General features: G+C 47.6%; 19 protein-coding genes. 16 read left to right on the plus strand and 3 right to left on the minus strand.

Translation table 11 applies throughout. From position 1 onward, the window contains the following. The first annotated feature begins 7 nt into the window (after positions 1-7). Genes FC34_RS09695 through FC34_RS07020 form a run of 3 tightly spaced genes read left to right on the plus strand, consistent with a single transcriptional unit; the run spans position 8 to position 704 of the window. Complete coding sequence (locus FC34_RS09695; protein WP_157052269.1) at positions 8-184, plus strand: hypothetical protein; 177 nt, start codon at positions 8-10, stop codon at positions 182-184. Between the two features lie 20 nt (positions 185-204). After that, entirely contained in the window at positions 205-435 is a 231-nt protein-coding gene (locus tag FC34_RS07015) for a hypothetical protein (protein WP_057894707.1), read from the plus strand. A 5-nt stretch (positions 436-440) separates the two neighbouring features. Further along, positions 441-704: a hypothetical protein gene (locus FC34_RS07020; RefSeq protein ID WP_057894708.1), complete on the plus strand. Its 264-nt coding sequence runs from the start codon at positions 441-443 to the stop codon at positions 702-704. A 32-nt stretch (positions 705-736) separates the two neighbouring features. Here FC34_RS07020 and FC34_RS07025 read toward each other — a convergent pair whose 3' ends face one another. From FC34_RS07025 to FC34_RS07035, 3 genes are all read right to left on the minus strand, one after another. Continuing rightward, positions 737-1675: a hexose kinase gene (locus tag FC34_RS07025; RefSeq protein ID WP_057894709.1), complete on the minus strand. Its 939-nt coding sequence runs from the start codon at positions 1673-1675 to the stop codon at positions 737-739. 135 nt (positions 1676-1810) lie between these two features. Beyond that, entirely contained in the window at positions 1811-2812 is a 1002-nt protein-coding gene (gene lacD / locus FC34_RS07030) for a tagatose-bisphosphate aldolase (protein ID WP_057894710.1), read from the minus strand. A gap of 40 nt (positions 2813-2852) precedes the next feature. Further along, on the minus strand, positions 2853-3626 hold the full coding sequence (locus FC34_RS07035) for a DeoR/GlpR family DNA-binding transcription regulator (RefSeq protein WP_057894711.1): 774 nt from the start codon (positions 3624-3626) through the stop codon (positions 2853-2855). A 415-nt stretch (positions 3627-4041) separates the two neighbouring features. On the opposite strand from FC34_RS07035, the gene guaB reads away from it, so the two are divergent. The 13 genes from guaB to FC34_RS07105 all read left to right on the plus strand — a co-directional run bounded on the left by guaB (position 4042) and on the right by FC34_RS07105 (position 16271). Next, positions 4042-5529 carry an IMP dehydrogenase gene (gene guaB / locus FC34_RS07040; protein WP_057894712.1) on the plus strand — a complete coding sequence of 496 codons (1488 nt, stop codon included), beginning with the start codon at positions 4042-4044 and terminating at the stop codon, positions 5527-5529. A 136-nt stretch (positions 5530-5665) separates the two neighbouring features. Then, positions 5666-6625 carry a glycerophosphodiester phosphodiesterase family protein gene (locus FC34_RS07045; protein ID WP_057894713.1) on the plus strand — a complete coding sequence of 320 codons (960 nt, stop codon included), beginning with the start codon at positions 5666-5668 and terminating at the stop codon, positions 6623-6625. A gap of 159 nt (positions 6626-6784) precedes the next feature. Beyond that, positions 6785-7474 (plus strand): response regulator transcription factor CroR, encoded by a 690-nt coding sequence (gene croR / locus FC34_RS07050; RefSeq protein ID WP_057894714.1) that lies wholly within the window; start codon positions 6785-6787, stop codon positions 7472-7474. Then, on the plus strand, positions 7474-8637 hold the full coding sequence (locus FC34_RS07055; RefSeq protein WP_476703238.1) for a sensor histidine kinase: 1164 nt from the start codon (positions 7474-7476) through the stop codon (positions 8635-8637). Before croR ends, FC34_RS07055 begins: the two co-directional genes overlap by 1 nt. After that, a complete protein-coding gene (locus tag FC34_RS07060) occupies positions 8638-9909 on the plus strand; it encodes a serine hydrolase (RefSeq protein ID WP_057894715.1) in 1272 nt (423 codons plus the stop codon). A 15-nt stretch (positions 9910-9924) separates the two neighbouring features. Then, the gene (gene greA, locus FC34_RS07065; RefSeq protein ID WP_057894716.1) at positions 9925-10398 is read left to right on the plus strand and encodes a transcription elongation factor GreA; all 474 of its coding nucleotides are present in this window, start codon (positions 9925-9927) and stop codon (positions 10396-10398) included. An 83-nt stretch (positions 10399-10481) separates the two neighbouring features. Beyond that, entirely contained in the window at positions 10482-12026 is a 1545-nt protein-coding gene (locus tag FC34_RS07070) for a UDP-N-acetylmuramoyl-L-alanyl-D-glutamate--2,6-diaminopimelate ligase (RefSeq protein ID WP_057894717.1), read from the plus strand. A gap of 15 nt (positions 12027-12041) precedes the next feature. Then, positions 12042-12794, plus strand: coding sequence for an aspartate/glutamate racemase family protein (locus tag FC34_RS07075; protein ID WP_057894718.1), 753 nt, complete (start codon positions 12042-12044; stop codon positions 12792-12794). An 11-nt stretch (positions 12795-12805) separates the two neighbouring features. Continuing rightward, positions 12806-13249, plus strand: a complete 444-nt coding sequence (locus FC34_RS07080) for a hypothetical protein (RefSeq protein ID WP_057894719.1) — start codon at positions 12806-12808, stop codon at positions 13247-13249. Positions 13250-13442: 193 nt separating this feature from the next. Continuing rightward, complete coding sequence (locus FC34_RS07085; protein ID WP_057894720.1) at positions 13443-13625, plus strand: hypothetical protein; 183 nt, start codon at positions 13443-13445, stop codon at positions 13623-13625. Positions 13626-13912: 287 nt separating this feature from the next. Beyond that, positions 13913-14629: a GntR family transcriptional regulator gene (locus FC34_RS07095; RefSeq protein ID WP_057894722.1), complete on the plus strand. Its 717-nt coding sequence runs from the start codon at positions 13913-13915 to the stop codon at positions 14627-14629. Positions 14630-14665: 36 nt separating this feature from the next. After that, complete coding sequence (agaF, locus tag FC34_RS07100) at positions 14666-15088, plus strand: PTS galactosamine/N-acetylgalactosamine transporter subunit IIA (RefSeq protein ID WP_057894723.1); 423 nt, start codon at positions 14666-14668, stop codon at positions 15086-15088. Between the two features lie 10 nt (positions 15089-15098). Further along, positions 15099-16271 (plus strand): SIS domain-containing protein, encoded by a 1173-nt coding sequence (locus FC34_RS07105; RefSeq protein ID WP_057894724.1) that lies wholly within the window; start codon positions 15099-15101, stop codon positions 16269-16271. Positions 16272-16282: the final 11 nt, after the last annotated feature.

Genomic DNA, 16282 nt, shown 5'->3' on the forward strand with positions numbered 1-16282 from the left:
GAAAAATATGTGGAAGGTATATTTCTTTGCAGTACTGGCATTGGTGTTGGTGGGCTTTGCCATCGCTAGCTTTGTTGGTCACAATTATTGGCAAGCGGCAGGTGAATTAGTTGTCGGCCTGCTTGGGGCTTTTGTCGCCTTTGGCACGTATCATGACCAAAAGGCCAGTGCCAACAAACGCTAACGTGATTGGAGGTGAGAAGGATGCTTGATCTCTTACTTTCGCCTTATCTCGAGAATCCAAAGAAGTCCAAGTTCCGCAGATTTTTGTGGCTTGTGCCGTTTTATCTGTTCGCTGGTTTTTGGATTTGGTTGATTGTGGGGATGTGGCCGCTGCGCTTGAGCTTGCTGCTTATTTTGCTCCTGGCCACCGCTGTCCCACTTGGTTATGCACTGTATTACACGCGGGTGATCTTCTTTCCTAAAAAGGAGTGAGGGACATGTCATTAGCGCTTTGGAACATTGTGTTTCCAATTCTCACCATTTTAGTGGCCATTCTATTAGTGAATCGCTATCGCTTGGGACGCTTGCGAGCGACATCTTGGTGGCCAGGTATCGTCGTTTATACAATAGCAATCCTGATCATGGCTTTCTTGCCAACGGGCGGCCTGTACTGGCTGAATGCATTTCTCGTCTTAAACCTCTTGTTTTGGTTGCTCATTGGCCTCCTGGTCCATGTGGTGTGGACAAAAATCAGGCATTAAAAAATCGCGACTCGTTGAGTCGCGATTTTTATTTAGAACTTCTCGACGGTAACTTTGGCGAAGTATTCATCAAATAAATCAGGATTAACAAAGCCCGTTTCTGCTTCCATGGTATTTAACATACCAGTGGTCATGGCGGTTTTCATTACTGTGGCGTCGTCTTCACCGGCCTCTAAGGCCATAGCTAAGCCGGCAGTCGTGGAATCACCGGAGCCAACTGGGTTGACGACGTTAATCTTTGGAATGGTCACTTTATAGAAATCAGTATTGTGCTTGACGAATGCACCCGCAGCCCCGAGAGAGACCACAATCCATTCAACGCCGGCAAATACTGGTGATGACAGGTGTTGCTTCAAGGCTGGATAGTTATGCTTATCGACTGGTGTATGCAAGAGAGCGGCTAACTCGGTTTCATTAGGTTTAATCAGCAGAGGTTTGATGTCAGCAGCAATGCCGGCCTTTAAAGCTTCACCGGAGGCATCAAGTAGAACTTTCACATGATGCTGATCTGCAATCGCAATCATCTGGGCATAGAAGTCGGTGGGTAAGCCGCCGGGCAAGCTGCCTGAGATGGTGATAATATCAGCTGATTCGAGCAATGATTCAAAATGTTTGAGAAAAGCAGCCGTATCCTCAGCGGTCAGCACTGGCCCAGCTTCCAACAATTCAGTTTGGTCGCCGTCATCATGCAAAATGGCGATTGAATTGCGCGTTTCTTGATCAATGTGGGTGAAACTGTGTGCGATGTGCGTTAAATCAAGCTGGTGCTCAATGTATTGGCCGAAATACCCACCTAATACCCCCGTAGCGGTAATTGGCCGATTCATCAGGGCAATCACGCGAGAAACATTCAGGCCTTTACCTCCGGCCGTTTTGCGAACGTTAGCGACACGATTGACGGTATCAATCTCCAGATGCTTCACAGGATAAGCCATATCAATCGAGGGATTCATGGTTACAGTTAAAATCATGGTTAGGCCTCCTTTTTAATGTAGCGCTTTCATCATGTCACAAAAAAATCGGCGACAACATCACATTGTCGTCGATTCTTTTGGGGATGTTTGATTTCTAAACGTGCTCAGTTGTTAACCGCGAGTTTTCACACTCTAGCCCTTAACGACTTTGTCGGTCCAAGGGGTAGCGGTCTTAGCTAAGGCATCGTTCAAGCGTTCGATGTTAGCCTTACCTTCTGTCCGTAACCATTGACGGCCAGCAGCGTCACCTTGAGTGGCATAAGGTTCGATAGCGTCCTTCCAAGTGGCACGGCCACAAAGGACACCGTTGAAGGTTGAACCAGCTTCGTGAGCGAATTCAAGTTCTTGGATGAAGAGAGCGTTTGAAACGCCGGCTGACAAGAAGATGAATGGTAAGTCAGTGGCATCACTTTGTTCCTTGTAATACTTCTTAGCTTCGTCTTGGGTGTAAACAGCTTCGTTGCTGCCTTCGGTGAAGCCTTCAACATACTTTTGGTTAACAGGTACTTCAAGCTTCAAGACAGAAACGTTGTAACGAGGCTTGCTGAATTCCTTGGTCATTTCGATAACCTTGTGTGGCTTTACCTTAGCAAATTCAGCATCGGTAACGCTATCCATGTTGGCATCGTATGAAACTAATTCAAGGAACAATGGTAAGTTGTTCTCCTTAGCTTCAGCACCGACACGTTCGATGAAGGCTTTCTTTTGATCGTTGATTTCATCGCTTTCGTCCACATCGTAGTACAGCAAGAACTTAACGGCGTCACCGTTTTCTTCTTGAATCCGAAGGGCGGATTGGTTAGCGATGATATCTGGCAGGCGACCAGGTTCAGTGGCATCGTAACCCGTCTTTTCGTAGGCGAGCAGGAGGCCAGCGTTGGCTGCACGTAACTTGCTGGCTGGTAAGCCATATTCAGGGTCAAGCAGAATTGAGCTAGCGTATGGTGTTAATTCTTCAGAAACAGCTTCCTTAAAGTGGACGATTTCTGTTTCGTTGGCTTCAGACTTTGCAGCCTTAGCAATCATCTTCTTGATTGAACCACGTTGATCGATAGCCAGAGCAGAAATAACGTTCTTGTCGTTCGACAAATTTACCAGGTGCTTGTATTGACCTTCAGTTAAAGTAACAGTCATGATAGACCTCCAAAAATTTTTTTAAAGTTGTTGCCATAAGTTAGACCCGAACAATCGGGGAAGTAAGAACTGTTGTCAGATTGGCGTAACGGGCCAAATCTGGTTTGGGGATGTCGCCGTCGGTAATCAGGGCATCGCATTCGCTCAAATCGTAGAACCGATAAAACGCGGTGCGATTTAACTTCGTGTGATCACTGACGATGTAGCGCTTGGCGGCCTGGTTAAGGGCGATGGCCAAGGCTTGACCTTCATCCACGTTTTCATCCATTACCGCGTCACCGTCAAGCCCACTGACACTGATAAATGCCTTGGTGGGCCGCAGCCGTTCAAGCATTTCCACTGTGATACTCCCAATGAAAGCACCGGTGCGAGCGTGATAGTGGCCGCCGATGAGTTGAATCTTCGTCCGCTTAGCGTGGTTTTGAAAACTCTCAAACACCGGCAGGCTATTGGTAATGATGTTGACATCGCTGATCGATAACGCATCGGCGACCAGCTCGTTGGTGGTGCCCGGTCCGATAAAGACCGTGTCACCTGGAGCGATTAAGCTGGTAATGATGGTGGCAATTTGTTGTTTCTCTGCCACATTCAAGTCACGCCGTTCCAACCGCGAAAGTTCTGTGGTCTTCACATAGTGCTTGCTTTGCGCGCCGCCGTGAATCCGAATGAGCGTTTGATTATCCGCGAGCTCATCCAAGTCCCGGCGAACCGTCATCTTGGAAACGCCTAACGCCTGCTCGATTTCGCTAACGGTTACGATGCCTTTTTTCTCAACTAGGTTTTGAATCGTAAGTAACCGTTCTCGTTTCAGCATGAGTTTCTCCTTGTGCCTTTATGTTCTGTTTTGTTTCTTTTAGAGCACAAGTTAAAATTAACACCTGAAACAGTTTCCGTCAAGGCGGCCCCCAAAAATTGAGTTGTTTCACAGCCAATACGTGATTTGACGACAGACAGAATCTCAAAAGTTGGCTGATTGAACCTGTGTCTTTGGCACACAAAGAAACGAACATTATTTTTTGATTTCTGGCAAAATCTCAGGATTGACGAACTTTATCGTTGTGAAATGAATCACACAGACATAATGTTCGGGAAAATTTACTCATTATGAGAAAGACTTAATGCGAGAATCCCCACCAATTAGGCTTTTTCAAGGTGTTTTCAGAAAGAATTGACGCCTTCTGACCCACATGCTATGCTGATAAACAAAATTTTTGAAAGAGGGCATTAATTTGAATAATTGGGAAACAAAATTTGCACGCCGCGGTTTCACGTTTGATGATGTCTTGTTGGTCCCTGCTGAAAGTCACGTGTTGCCCCATGATGTTGATTTGTCGGTTCAACTCGCTAAGAATTTAAAGCTGAACATCCCAATTATTTCTGCGGGTATGGATACTGTTACCGAAGCTAACATGGCGATTGCGATGGCTCGCCAAGGTGGCCTCGGGGTTATCCATAAGAATATGAGCATTGCTGCCCAAGCTGCTGAGGTCCTGAAGGTGAAGCGTTCAGAAAATGGTGTCATCATTGATCCATTTTTCCTGACTGCAACTGATCCTGTTAGCGCCGCGGATGAATTAATGCAAACGTATCGCATTAGTGGCGTGCCGATTGTCGATAATGAAGACAGCCGGCAATTAACCGGGATTATCACTAACCGGGATTTACGCTATGTCGATGACTTAAGCGTGGCCATTGATACGGTCATGACGAAAGAACATCTCGTGACGGCGCCAACGGGCACCTCACTGGGTGAGGCTGAAGCTATTTTGCAACATCATAAGATTGAGAAATTACCACTGGTTGATGAAGATGGTCGTTTATCCGGACTTATCACCATTAAAGATATTGAGAAAGTGGTCGAATTTCCCGATGCGGCCAAGGATGATCACGGCCGTTTGCTGGTCGCGGCTGCCGTTGGGGTGACGTCTGACACCTTTGAACGGGCGCAAGCCTTGTTCGACGCTGGTGCTGACGCCATTGTGATTGATACGGCTCACGGCCATTCAGCTGGTGTCTTGCGCAAAATTGCCGAGATTCGTGACCACTTCCCTGAAGCAACACTGATTGCTGGTAACGTTGCTACCGCTGAGGGCGCTCGGGCTTTATATGAGGCCGGCGTCGATGTTGTTAAAGTTGGGATTGGCCCTGGCTCCATTTGCACCACGCGGATTGTGGCCGGCGTCGGGGTACCCCAACTCACCGCCGTTTATGAGGCTGCCAGTGTGGCCCGTGAATTAGGCAAAACCATCATCGCTGATGGCGGGATTAAGTATTCTGGTGACATCGTCAAAGCCTTGGCAGCTGGCGGTAACGCAGTCATGCTGGGTTCAATGCTCGCCGGTACAGATGAAGCGCCGGGTCAATTTGAAATCTATCAAGGCCGCCGATTTAAGACATACCGTGGCATGGGTAGTCTGGGCGCGATGGAACAAGCCCACGGCAGTTCTGATCGTTATTTCCAAAGTGGCGTCAATGAAGCCAACAAGTTGGTACCTGAAGGGATTGAAGGTCGGGTCGCGTACAAGGGCAGTCTCGCTGACGTCATTTTCCAGATGGACGGCGGCTTACGCTCCGGCATGGGTTACGTCGGTGCTGCCAACTTGGAAGCTCTGGCGAACGATGCCCAATTCATCCAAATTTCTGGTGCAGGCTTGCGGGAAAGCCATCCGCATGATGTGCAGATCACCAAAGAATCACCCAATTACTCCGCACAATAATACGATTGAACGCACAGGGATGGGCAAAACGAACAGTTTTGTCACATCCCTGTTTTTTTGCCGGTTTTCATGCGTTCTGACTTGCGTTTTGCCGGTTTTCCTTTACACTAAATTTATTAGCTGTTTGGAGGGTATAATGAAAAAACTACTATTGACGAGTGCCTTCGCACTCATTTTTATCTTAGCATCAGGCTTTACCGTGATTGGGCATCGTGGTGAGACGGGGAATCTCAACGTGCCCGAACATACCTTTGCCAGCTATGACCGCGCCTTAGCGGACGGCGCCAACTATATCGAACAAGATTTAGTGCGTTCAGCTGATGGCACCTTGGTTGTGAGCCATGATTACACCACCAGTCGCATGGCTGGACAGGCAATGACGATTACGCAAACCCCATGGTCAGTGCTGTCAAACTTGCGCATGGCCAATGGTGAGAAGTTGCATTCATTGGATCAAGTGTTTGCACACTATGCTTCACGGGCAAACGTTAAATTTGTGATTGAAACCCGAGCCGGCGAAGGGGTGGAAACTTCTTTAGTCAACTTGGTGAATCGTTATGGGTTACAACATCGGGTGATTTTTGAATCATTCTCACTCGCTTCACTGAACACTTTGAAGCACTTAGCCCCTGCCGTTCCAACGATGTACCTCTTGAATTCGTATTTCTGGACCCCAAATTATAACCAGTTGAAGTCAGTGGATATTATCAGTAACACGTTTGAAGCCACTTCAGCCGGAATGATTGCTAACTTGCACCAACATGGCAAGCAAGTGATGCCATGGCAATGGCATGAGAATCCTAGCAACGTCCAAAAAGTTTTGCACTCTGGTGTTGACGGGATTTTCACCGACTATGCTCGGTTGTACAAGGGCACTAAGGCTGTAGCGCAACCAGCAACAAAGCGCCTAGCTGTCAAAACAAAGGCCAAGACTAATATCTGGACCATCACCAATGGTAAAGGTAAGAAATCAAGCAAAACGTTGGCTAAGGGAAGTACCTGGAAAGCTTTTGGCACGACGTTAATCAATGGTCAAACATTCTACAGCGTTGGTGGCAATCAATGGATCAATCAAGCCAACATCACTATCGCTTAATCATGGCTTACAAGCGCCTCTGGGCACAGAACTTTGATTCTGTGGTCAGAGGCGTTTTTGTGTGCCTATAAATTTCGGTTAAGCCACCATGGCCGGCCTTTGCGTGGTGAAACAATCTGGTACAATGAAGGCAATATGAACAATGAAGGAGAACCCACCATGAAAATTCTGGTTGTGGATGATGACAAAGAAATCGTTGAACTTTTGAGTATCTACGTTAAAAACGAAGGCTATGAACCCGTACTCGCTTATTCTGGTAAGGAAGCCATCACCAAGTTGGCCACCAACCCTGATATTGCCTTGATGATTCTGGATATCATGATGCCGAATCTATCGGGGATTGATGTGGTCAAGCAGGTGCGGAAAGACTCACAAATCCCGATTATTATCGTTTCGGCCAAAACCGGCGATATGGACAAGATTCAAGGCCTGATAACCGGGGCAGACGACTATGTGACTAAGCCGTTTAACCCGCTGGAAGTGATGGCGCGCGTGAAGAGTTTATTACGCCGCAGCCAAAATGCCGTCACCAATGATGAACCCGACGTCCTTGAAGTCGGTCCCTTAGTCATTAAGAAGGACAGCCACGAAGTAACCACCCTGACAGGTAAGCAGATTCAACTAACTGCCTTGGAGTTTGGGATTTTGTACTTGCTAGCTAGCCACCCGAACCGGGTCTTTTCTGCGGATGAGATTTTTGAACGCGTCTGGCAACAAGAAAGTATCATCTCGGCCAAGACCGTTATGGTCCACGTCTCTCACTTACGCGATAAGATTGAAGAGGCCACCGATGGCGAGAAGGTTATCGAAACTGTTTGGGGCGTTGGTTACAAGGTTTCGGCACAATAATGGAAAAAGTACATCTGACCGCCAAAGAAAAGTCTGAACTGCTGGTGGAAGGCATCGTGACCGTCATTTTGCTTTTGATGTTGAATCTTGCGGTTGTGGTCATTCTGATGCAGATGATTCAGGGCAATCAGCAACTTGAGAATGCTATTTGGGGCGTGAAAAGCGGCGTGACCTTCGGCAGTGCCGGGATTCATATCTGGAGTTGGCGGAATCTGTTTATTGCCTTGATGGGCGTGGCGGATGCAGCCGTCGTGTACTGGCGACTCATTCGGCGGTATCGGCAAATGCAGATGCGCCACGTGATCGCGGAACTCCACTATATTGCAGATGGCCACTTGGATCATCGGATTAGTTTCGAAGTGAATACTGATTTGCAAAAAGTGATTGCGAGCATTAATGCTTTGGTTGATTCGACTGTGAAGTCTATGGAAGAGGAACGACGGATTGAACAGAGCAAGGATGAACTGATTACTAATGTCTCACATGATATTCGCACGCCGTTGACGTCAATCATTGGTTATTTAGGTTTGATTGAAGATCGCCAATTCCGCAGCGAGGATGAACTGCTTAAGTACACGCATACAGCCTATCTCAAAGCGAAGCAAATGAAGGTGCTGGTGGAGGACTTATTTGAATACACCAAGGTCCGCCAAACCACGACGCCGCTGAATATTTTGAGTTTCAATATGGTTGCCATGCTGGAACAATTGGCCGCCAGTTTTGAGCTCGAAGCCGCGCATAAGGGCATGACCATCTCAGTCAGCGGTAAACCGAACCCCTTAATGATGGAAGCTGATACGGAGAAACTTGGGCGTGTGTTTAATAACTTAATTGTGAATGCTTTGAAGTATGGCTCGGGAGGCAAACATATCTGGCTTGAGGCCGAAAAAGTCGGTTCAGAAGCCATCATTCATGTGGCCAACGATGGCCCCGAGATTCCTAACGATGCCTTGAACCAATTGTTTGATCGGTTCTATCGCGTCGAAGAATCCCGCTCCCAAGAGACCGGTGGCACTGGGTTGGGTCTGGCTATCGCTCAGAGCATTGTGGCGTTACACGGTGGGTATATCTATGCCGAATCAACGCCAGAACGGACCAGTTTTGTCATGCATTTACCACTAAAAATGGGCGCAACACTATCACCACACGAGGAGACAAAGTAAATGAAGAAATTTTGGGTTAAATTAACGCTGGTCATCACAGTATTGCTTGGTTTTGGACTACCCAATCAAGCGATGGCGGCCAGCACTATTGATGTGAATGCGCGTGCTGCTTTGGCAATCGATGCCAAAACGGGGCAAGTTCTCTATGCCAAAAATGCCGACCAGGCTTTGCCAATCGCTTCAATGACAAAGATGGTGGGCATTTATTTAGTCCTTGATGCCGTGAAGTCTGGAAAGCTCAGCTGGGATCAAGAAGTGGCCGTTGATGCGCTGAGTTATCGTATCAGCCAAAATACCAACTTATCCAACGTACCCCTCCGCTCTGACGGTAAGTATACTGTTAAAGCCCTCTATCAAGCGGCATTAATCTCTTCCGCTAACGCTGCTATGATGTTGCTCGGGGATGCCTTAAGTGGCAATCAGGCCCAGTTCATTACGGCAATGCAGAATCAACTGCATAAGTGGGGCATCCAAGACGCCACCATCGTCAATAGCACCGGGTTGAATAATAGTGAATTAGGACAAGACATTGTGGCCGGTACTGGTGCGAACGCTGAGAATAGTATGTCAGCTCGCTCAGTGGCCATCGTGGCTCAACATTTGATTACCGATTTCCCAGAAGTGCTCCAAACCACCAAAATTCCCAAGCTGAAGTTTGCTTCGGGTAACAGCGATAATACGATGATGGAGAATTTTAATCACATGCTGCCAGGTTTATCGAGCTATGATGCTAGTTTACCGGTGGATGGCCTGAAAACTGGGACCACCGACCTAGCTGGAGCGAATTTTACTGGTACGGTTGAGAAAAATGGCCTGCGGCTGATTACAGTGGTGATGCACGCTAACGGACCTGATCATGAAGTTCGCTTCTCACAAACTGCCCAACTGATGAAGTATGTTTACGGGGAATATGTGCCAGTGGCAGTGTTTAAGGCAGGCACGAGCGCTGGGCCATCTAAGCAGATTGCCGTTAAGCGTGGGACGCAAGAACATGTGGCGATTGCCCCCGCAAAAAGTATGACCATTTATCTCCCTAAGTCAGCCACTCAAGTTCAGTATCAATACACCGCCGCCAAGAAACAGCTCTCTGCCCCTGAAACAGCTGGCACGCGCGTTGGGACGTTGAGCTTGGCGGGGAATGCCAGTTATCTGACCAATGTCTCCGGTCAGCGGCTCAGCGTGCCGATGGCCACTCAAAAAACCGTCAAAAAAACCAACGTCTTTGTCTTGATTTGGCGGGGGATTGTCGAATTCTTCAGTAATTTGTTCTAACGAGGAAGCGATTAGATGCAGTATCATCCAATTACCGCCCATGGCTTGGCGGCTTTAAAACAAGAAATTGTGACCTTAACCGCCCAACGGCCCGATAAAATTGCTGCATTAGTGGCAGCTCGTGCTTTGGGAGATCTTTCCGAGAATGCAGAATACAGTGCTGCCAAACGAGATTTGCGTCATTTAGAAAGTCGCCTGCGATATTTGGACAAGCTGATTCGCTATGCGCAAGTGGTTCCTGAACCGACTGGGGCCAATGCAGCCATTGGGACGGATGTCACGCTCGTTTTCCTGGCTGAAGGTGAAACGGAGACCTATCATTTGGTCGGTCCAGCGGAAGCGCGCCTTAATCCTGACAACTTGGCCAGCGATTCGCCGCTGGGTGCAGCTGTGCTAAATCAAGCGCCAGGCCAGGTGGTGACAGTTGCTGCCCCTAATGGCGAATATACCGTTCGCTTGACGCATGTCACTCCGACCAAACCAGTATGATATAATTTAGTTTCAGAGTGTAAGCGGACGTAATCAGCGAGCACAGACACGCGAACGAATCGATACCAGATAAGGAGATTGACATGGCATTATCATTACATGCATGTATCTTATTACTCAAAGAGCATCACCTGTTAAAAAGTAGCGCGGTTCAAAGCGACATTAACGTTGAAATGACGGGGATTACCTATGATTCCCGCAAGGTCTCTGGCCCAAGTCTTTTCTTCTGCAAAGGGACCCACTTCCGGCCAATCTATTTGTCGATGGCCAAGGATAATGGCGCGACAACCTATGTGGCTGAGAAGCCATATGTTGAGGGCAACGGGATGAATGCGCTGATTGTCACTAACGTCACTAAAGCGATGGCGATTCTTGGCGCCGCTTTCTATGACTTCCCACAAGACGATTTGTTTGTGATTGCTTATACCGGGACCAAAGGTAAAACGACTGCTTCCTACTTCACGCGTGGGATTCTCGAAGAAGCACATCCTAAGCACGTGGCACTGTTTTCGACGATTGATCGCATTTTGGGCCCTAACCCTGATCAACGCTTTAAGTCTGATTTGACCACGCCAGAAAGCTTGGACTTGTTCCATGATATGCGTGAAGCGGTTGATAATGGGATGACCCATTTAGTCATGGAAGTCTCATCACAAGCCTACTTGCGTAATCGGGTCTTTGGGCTGACCTATGATGTCGGGTTCTTCTTGAACATCACGCCCGACCACATTGGCCCCAATGAGCACCCTAACTTCGAAAATTACTTACACAATAAACTGCAACTTGTTGTGAACGCCCGTAAAGTGGTGATTAACGCCGAGACTGATCACTTTGATGAAGTGTATGCGGCCGCAACGACCACGACTTATCCAGAGAGCATCTACTTATTTGCTTCGACAGACTTTAAGCCAACCCGGGATGATATTACAATTGATTTCCGCTTCGAAAGCCAAGAAGCTGACACCGCCACCAGCAAGTTCACCGTTATTCCTGTGACGGACAAAGCGGCGGCCTTAAACATCGGTGGCCACTATGAACTCAGTCTGATTGGGGACTTCAATGAAAGTAATGCCACCGCGGCCATCATTGGCGCTGGCCTAGCTGGCGTCGATGCCCGGACTGCGGTCCCAGGCATTGCCAAAATTAAAATTCCTGGGCGGATGGAACGCCTTGCCGTTTCTGAACACGGGGTCGTTTATGTTGATTACGCCCATAACTACGGCAGTATGAAGGCCCTGTTGCACTTTATTGACAACGAATACAATCATCCAAGGCTACTGGTCGTCGTTGGATCCCCTGGTGACAAAGGGGTCTCACGCCGAGCAGGTTTTGCGAAGGTGTTGAACGAATACGCCGATGAAGCCTTCTTGACGACCGATGATCCGGGATTTGAAGATCCACAAGCCATTATTAATGAAATCGATCAAGATATTGACCACGACAAAGTGAATGTCCATCACGTCCTTGATCGTCGGGAAGCGATTCGCCAAGCCATTGAATCCAGTGGCCCTAATGACATTGTTGTTGTTGCTGGTAAGGGCGCTGACCCCTATCAAAAAGTTCGGGGCGTTGATACCCCATGGCCAACTGATATGGTTGTCGTGACGGAAATTGCCGAATCGCTATAGAAAGAGGTAACGTGTATGCAACGATTCTTTACAGTTATTGGTGGGATGGGGACCGCAGCGACTGAAAGCTATGTCCGCTTGTTGAATAAGCGCACCGATGCCAAGCGTGATCAGGATTATCTTGATTACCTACTGGTCAATCATGCGACTGTACCAGACCGGACCGCTTATATTTTGGATCATAGCCAGCCTAATTTTTTCCCATACTTACGCGATGACATTCGCCAACAGAGCCTGCTCAATCCCGATTTCATGGTGATTGTCTGCAATACTGCCCACTATTTCTATGAACAGTTACAGGCAGAAACAGATGTGCCATTAATTCATATGCCACGTGTGGCAATCAAAACCATGTGTGAACAGTATCCAGATGAACAACGCGTGGGCCTGATTGCCACCGCGGGAACAATTGCCGACGGTGTGTATGCTGATGAGATTGAAGCAGCTGGTCGCGAAGTCGTTTTGGGCGACAAACACGTTCAAGATATGGTCAATGAATTGATTTACACCAATATCAAGGAGAACGACCACGTCGACGCCCAGTTGTATCATAAGATTCTTAAAACCATGCACGATGACTTTGGGGTGAACGTCATTGTGCTTGGCTGTACTGAATTATCATTGGCCCAAGAATTAGCCGGTGATCATCCTTATCAGACCATCGATGCCCAAAGTATTATCGTTGATAAGTCATTAGCACTTGGCCGGGCCTTCCGGGCAAGCGAAGCTGAAGGTAAAGCATTACTGCGCACCATTATGGCAGACTAGGGGGAGCCGTCATGTTAGTAGCTGGGATTATTGTTGGAATTATTCTGTTTTTGATTCTTTTGTTGGTCGAGTTTATCTATCTGAGTAATCATTTCAAAGCGAAACGAGCTCGGGCAGAAGCCGAGAACCGCCACTTCGATCAGTACTGGTTAGGCCGTTCTGGCGGTGGTTTTATTGGCGTGAAGAATCAACAAGTCACAGTGTATAAGACTGAAAAGGCCGAAGAAACCTTCAAAACCAGCCGGCTATACGTCTTTACCGATAAGAATCGGGTGGACTTCAATAAGACTTATGCGCCATTAACGGTCCACCAGAAACTTTTTGGCATGTTCTTGAAGCCGGAGGATTATACGAGCTTCATCGCTTGGCTGCATAAGCAACAAGTGCTGGTGACCCCAGAAGCTCAGGTCCTAGCTGACGCCAAGACCGTCTTAAAAGAACATCAAGAAAATTAAAAGCACCGCGCTGCGAATCTTTCGCAGCGCGGTTTTTTTATGCGGCTGTCAGGGCCTTGACAGCGAGCTAGACCCTTGTAGGGTAGTTTCCATGTATACCAGTTGAAGAGATAGGATTTGACGATAAAAGCATTATCAGGTATTGTCACCTATACACAAAGGTTACCTAAGGCGCATATTCGTGGAGGTTTATATGAAAACAGTAGTGATTGCTGCATTAATTATGCTCGCCGTTATCATCGCTGTGATGCTTCTGGCGGCAATCATTTGGCAGTTCATTGATGGGCTGAAACACCAATGGCACCCAAAGACATCATTCGGCAATAAATGTTCTCAAGTTATTGGTTGGCTAATCACGATTTTACCTGGAGTCTAGCTTGCTTGTCGCAGCTAGGCTTTTTTGATGTCGAAAATTGTGACAATTCAAATGCGATTATGAGAGGGAACGGCGATTCTATTAGAATTCATTGGGCTATACCGATTGGAATTTCCCGGGATAACGGTAATGAAAAAGCTTTCAAAATAGGAAAGCGCAGACTGGCACCTTTGATACCAATTTTTGAAAGCGAATTTATCACTTTATCCTTGAGAAATTATATTGACAGCAAGTTTTAAAACCCTTACACTGGTCTTGTGGTTGGTACCAGTTAAGGTGATGATGTTATGGCGACTTACGAACAACCGCTGCATGAACAATTGGTTGATCTTTTACGCGACAAGATAAGTCACATGCAACCTCACGACAAGCTACCTTCTGAACGCGAATTAACTAATACCTACCAGGTGAGCCGCAATACTGTGCGCATGGCACTTGATGAGCTGGAAACCATGGGCTTAGTTTATCGGCAACATGGCCGTGGGACCTTCGTATTAAACAATGCGAAGCAAACCACCGACCTGTCGACGACATACAGCTTTAGTACCCAGATGGCGGCGCTTGGCCGCACTGCTCAAACCGACTTGCTTTACTTGCATGAGGTTGAGGCGAATAAGTACATTGCTGAGAAACTCGATTTACCGCTGGGTGCACCGGTGTATAAGTTGAAACGGGTTCGGATTGCGGACGGCATGCCGTTGATGGTTGAACGGACGTACATTCCTGGGACGATTTTTCCGGGGTTCACAGCTGAGATGCTGAAAGACACTGCGTTATACACGGTGATGCAAGATACATATCACGTTAAGATTGCCGAAGCGACCGAAGGGTTCTACGCCAGTCTTATCGGCAGTAAAGATGCGGACCTACTAAAGGTACCGACCGACTCCCCAGGATTGAATGTTCGTCGCACCACCTATAGCGATACCCATGACGTTGTTGAATATACAATGAGCGTGGCCCGATCAGATCAATTCATCTATCAGGTCCATCACGTCAACTAACGCCGAATCAAAACGAACAATAAAGGAGAGACAGCAATGATTGGAATGATTGTCACTGGCCACGGCCATTTCGCGACCGGATTAATGAGCACCATTAAGCTCTTGAGTGGTGAGCATGAAAAGCTAATCGGGATTGATTTTGAAGAAGGGATGACAGCCGATCAACTGCAGGAGAAATTCCAAGCTGCTGTCAAAGAACTAGGCGATGTTTCTGGCATTGCATTCTTCACTGATATTCCCGGAGGCACCCCATTCAATCAAGCTGTCATGTGCAAAATGAATTATGACAATGTGGTGGTGTTATCTGGGACGAATGTTTCCATGTTGATGGAAATTATGTTCCAACGCGAACTCGATATTGATCAGTTCGCGGAAGCCGCATTAACGGCCGGTAAATCTGGTGTTGTTGAATTTAAGCAACGCCAACGTGAAGTCACTGATGACGAAGACGGGATTTAGGAGGATAAACATGTTTGAAAAAGATGTAGCTGCTCTGACAGCAATGGGCGCTCAAATTACGACTGAAGAAATTAAGCACCAACCAGAATTATGGACCGAAGCTTTTGACCTCTATAACGAGCACAAAGCGGCGATTACCGCATTCTTGGATAAGGTCTCCAATGAAACAACCGGTGTCGTTCGCGTAATCTTTACTGGGGCCGGTACTTCCGCTTATGTTGGCGACACGGTCACCCCATACTTGAGCAAGCACGGCGACCGCTCACGCTTCAAGTTCGAAGCCATCCCCACAACGGATATCGTGTCTGCCCCATACGACTACTTAGAAGCTGATACCCCAACCGTATTGGTTTCATTCTCTCGGAGTGGGAACTCACCTGAAAGCATCAAGGCCGTAGAACTCGCTGAACAACTTGTCTCATCCCTGTATCAATTGACGATTACCTGTGCACCAGAAGGCAATTTGGCACAACGGGCTGAAGGCGAAGCGAAGAATTTGGTCTTGTTGCAACCAGCCGGTTCAAACGACAAAGGCTTTGCGATGACCGGGAGTTTCTCTTGCATGGCATTGACAGCACTGTTGGTCTTTGACACAGCGGAGGAAAGTGATAAAGCTGCTTGGGTCAAGGCTATTTCCGCTATGGGTCATGAAGTGATTGATCACGAAAGTTTCATTCAGAACTTGGTTGATGAAGACTTCAATCGGATTACTTACCTAGGTTCTGGCAGCTTGAGCGGGCTTACTCGTGAAGCTCAGTTGAAGGTGTTGGAATTAACTGCTGGTCAATTGGCAACCATCTTTGATTCATCCATGGGCTTCCGTCATGGACCTAAGTCATTCGTTGATGGCAAGACCCTGGTCTTTGATTTCTTGAGTAATGACCCATACACCCGTCAATACGACGTCGATGTCACGGAAGAAATCAAGGGTGACGAAATCGCTAAGCGTGTCGTTGCCATTGGCGTCTCGCAAGATTTGGACTTTTCTGGTGAAAGCTTCTTGTTTGAAGCTGCACCAAAGAACTTACCTGAAGCCTACCTGGCCTTACCTGACGTGATGTTTGCCCAAACTCTGGCATTACTGAGTTCTATCAAGGTTGGCAACACGCCAGACACACCATCACCAACAGGGACCGTTAACCGCGTTGTTAAGGGCGTAATTTTACACGACTACCAAGCTTAATTCATAGGAGG

It is taken from the genome of Lacticaseibacillus brantae DSM 23927 (assembly GCF_001436115.1).
GTDB classification, from domain to species: Bacteria; Bacillota; Bacilli; order Lactobacillales; family Lactobacillaceae; genus Lacticaseibacillus; species Lacticaseibacillus brantae.